The organism is Kitasatospora sp. NPDC091257, from assembly GCF_044757675.1.
GTDB classification, from domain to species: Bacteria; Actinomycetota; Actinomycetes; order Streptomycetales; family Streptomycetaceae; genus Kitasatospora; species Kitasatospora lactacystinica.
Genome location: NZ_JBIVVI010001198.1, coordinates 1 through 2,712, shown reverse-complemented (window position 1 = coordinate 2,712; position 2,712 = coordinate 1). Strand labels below are relative to the sequence as shown.

The 2,712-nt window shown below is 74.6% G+C and carries 4 protein-coding genes; 2 read left to right on the top strand and 2 right to left on the bottom strand.

Annotated features, from left to right (window positions below; all coding sequences use genetic code 11):
* Positions 1–30 precede the first annotated feature (30 nt).
* On the top strand, positions 31–651 hold the full coding sequence (locus tag ACIQOV_RS36260; RefSeq protein WP_359911746.1) for a LysE family translocator: 621 nt from the start codon (positions 31–33) through the stop codon (positions 649–651).
* Between the two features lie 29 nt (positions 652–680).
* Here the strand turns inward: ACIQOV_RS36260 and ACIQOV_RS36255 are convergent, their stop codons facing one another.
* Entirely contained in the window at positions 681–896 is a 216-nt protein-coding gene (locus tag ACIQOV_RS36255) for a hypothetical protein (protein WP_401055064.1), read from the bottom strand.
* 28 nt (positions 897–924) lie between these two features.
* Positions 925–2,130 (bottom strand): XdhC family protein, encoded by a 1,206-nt coding sequence (locus tag ACIQOV_RS36250; protein WP_401055063.1) that lies wholly within the window; start codon positions 2,128–2,130, stop codon positions 925–927.
* Between the two features lie 85 nt (positions 2,131–2,215).
* Here ACIQOV_RS36250 and ACIQOV_RS36245 point away from each other — a divergent pair, with 85 nt between their 5' ends.
* On the top strand, positions 2,216–2,500 hold the full coding sequence (locus tag ACIQOV_RS36245) for a hypothetical protein (protein WP_401055062.1): 285 nt from the start codon (positions 2,216–2,218) through the stop codon (positions 2,498–2,500).
* Positions 2,501–2,712: the final 212 nt, after the last annotated feature.

Genomic DNA, 2,712 nt, shown 5'->3' with positions numbered 1-2,712 from the left:
CCGGCCGGGGCTGTGAGAGCATCGAGGTCCATGGAGATGACAACGGCTCTGTGGTCCTTCGCCCTCGTCGTGGGGCTGCTCACCCTCACCCCCGGTCTCGACACCGCGCTGATCCTGCGGACCTCCGCCCTGGGGCGGCGCCGGCAGGCGTGGGGGGTCGTGCTGGGGATCCAGACCGGGACGCTGCTCTGGGGGACGCTGACCTCGGCCGGGGTGACGGCGCTGCTGACCGCCTCGCAGGTCGGGTACGAGATCCTGCGCTGGGCGGGCGCGGCGTACCTGGTGTGGATGGGCATCGGGATGCTGCGCAACCGGGGCGGCGAGGCGGCGGCCGAGGAGGAGCCGGAGGACGGCGGGTTCGCGCACGGCTGGCGGCGGGGCACGCTGACCAACCTGCTGAACCCCAAGGTCGGGGTCTTCTACGTGGCCGTGCTGCCGCAGTTCATCCCGGCCGGGGCCCCGCACTTCGCCGCCGGTGTGGCGCTGACCTGCGTGCACGTCGTGGAGGGCCTGCTCTGGTCGACGGTCCTGGTGGGCTTCGCCCAGGTGCTGCGCGGCTGGCTGCGCCGCCCGGCCGCCCGGCGGCTGATGGACCGGGTGACCGGCGCGGTCGTGGTGGGCTTCGGCGTGAAGCTGGCGCTGAGCGACTGACGTCCCTCCGTGCTCAGCCGCCGGGCCGCTCAGCCGCCGAGCCGCTTGAGCCCCTCCATGAGTTCGTCGGCGTTCATGCAGGGGCGGATGTCGACGGTGGCGTTGAGCTGAAGCCAGAACGGCTCGGCGAGGGACGGGATCGAGGCCTCGTCCGTGATGTCGACGACGAAGATCATGGCCCGGTGCCCGTTGCGGCTGAGGAAGTAGGCCGCCTCCGGCCTCCCGCCGTGCCGGTGGCCACGCAACGTGCGTGGTACCGGAGCCGATCCCGGTTCAGGCCGCGTGGGGGCGGGGTGCCGGGCCGTCGGCCGGGCGACCCTCGTCACCCTCCGTTCCCGTCCGCGGCAGGTCGTGGTGGATCGGCCCGTCCGAGGCGCTCAGCGGCAGGCAGCTGCCGCCGCGCCGGTGGGCGACGATCTCGGCGGCGACCGAGACCGCCGTCTCCTCCGGGGTGCGCGAGCCGAGGTCGAGGCCGATCGGGGAGCGCAGCCGGGCGAGTTCGGCCTCGGTGATCCCGGTCTCGCGCAGCCGGGCCACGCGGTCCCGGTGGGTGCGGCGCGAGCCCATCGCGCCGACGTAGCCCACCGGCAGTCGCAGGGCGCGCTCCAGCAGCGGGATGTCGAACTTGGCATCGTGGGTGAGTACGCAGAGCACGGTGCGCCCGTCGATCCGGCCGAGCTGGGAGTCCAGGTAGCGGTGCGGCCAGTCGACCACCACCTCGTCGGCGCCGGGGAAGCGACGGGTGGTGGCGAAGACCGGCCGGGCGTCGCAGACGGTCACGTGGTAGCCGAGGAACTTGCCGATCCGCACGACCGCGGCCGCGAAGTCGATCGCCCCGAACACCAGCATCCGCGGCGCCGGTACGTACGACTCGACGAAGCAGGTGACGGTGCCCCGCCCGTGTTCGTCGCAGGGGCGTCCGTCGAGGCCGAGCACGAGCCGGCCGGTGCGTCCGGCCTCCAGCATCGCCCGGGCCCGGGCGACGATCGCCCGCTCCAGCCCGCCGACCGTGGAGGGCGTCGGGGAGAGCGCGCCGGTGACGTCGTCGGCGGTGACCGCCAGCACGGCCCCGACCAGGCCGCCCGGCCCGGCGATCACCCGGACCAGCGCCACCGGGGTGCCGGCCGCGATGCGGGCGATCCCGGCGTCCAGCCCGGCGTCGGCCCCCGGCACCACCGGCTGGACGAACACGTCCAGGACGCCGCCGCAGGTCAGACCCACCGCGAAGGCGTCCTCGTCGCTGTACCCGAAGCGTTCCAGCGCCGGCTCGCCGCTCGCGATCGCGGCCTGGCACAGCTCGTACACCGCGCCCTCGACGCATCCGCCGGAGACGCTGCCGACCGCCTCGCCGTCCGTGTCCACGGCCAGCGCCGCCCCGGGGTCGCGCGGTGCGCTGCCGGAGACGCCGACGACGGTGGCCACGGCGAAGGAGCGGCCGGCCGCGTGCCAGGCCCGCAACTGCTCGGCGATGTCCTGCATGGGGGCTCCTTACACGGTTTCGACAGTAGCGGGAGACGCCGCCGTACGGGAAACGATCCCGGACGGCGGCGGTGGTGCCCATGCCGTGAGCGCCGAAGGCGCCGAACAGGTCGACGTGGCCGAACAGGCCGAAGTCGGGTGCCGAGACCGGGCTGCCGGGCCAGACCGGCACCGAGTTCTTCCAGGCCTCGGCCGGTACGTGCGCGGCCCGGTTGACGATCATCGCGAGCACGGTGCCGCCGGCGACGCCGATCAGGATCGCGCCGCGGACGCCGCGTGCCATCAGCACGAAGATCGCCAGCAGGGTGACGCAGAAGACGAGCACCGGCCAGCCGGCCAGCGAGGGTCGATCCGCGGGCCGAGATCTTGAAGTAGGCGTCCAGTGCGCCGGTGGGGCGCGGTGCCGGGGACGACGGGTGGGGGCCGTCCCCGGCGGGTCCGCCGTCGGCGGGTCTGTCTTCGGTGGTGCCGGGTTCCGTGGGGATCAGGCCGACCTCGGCTGAGGCACGCCGGCGGGCGGACCCGGCAGTCCGGCGGGCAGGGCGACCGGCCGAAGGGCCCGTGCCGCGCCGGGGACGGTGT

Bases quoted from the DNA above. Each gene is read 5' to 3' on its own strand.
- ACIQOV_RS36250 (WP_401055063.1), bottom strand. From the start codon at position 2,130: ATGCAGGACATCGCCGAGCAGTTGCGGGCCTGGCACGCGGCCGGCCGC.
- ACIQOV_RS36260 (WP_359911746.1), top strand. From the start codon at position 31: ATGGAGATGACAACGGCTCTGTGGTCCTTCGCCCTCGTCGTGGGGCTG.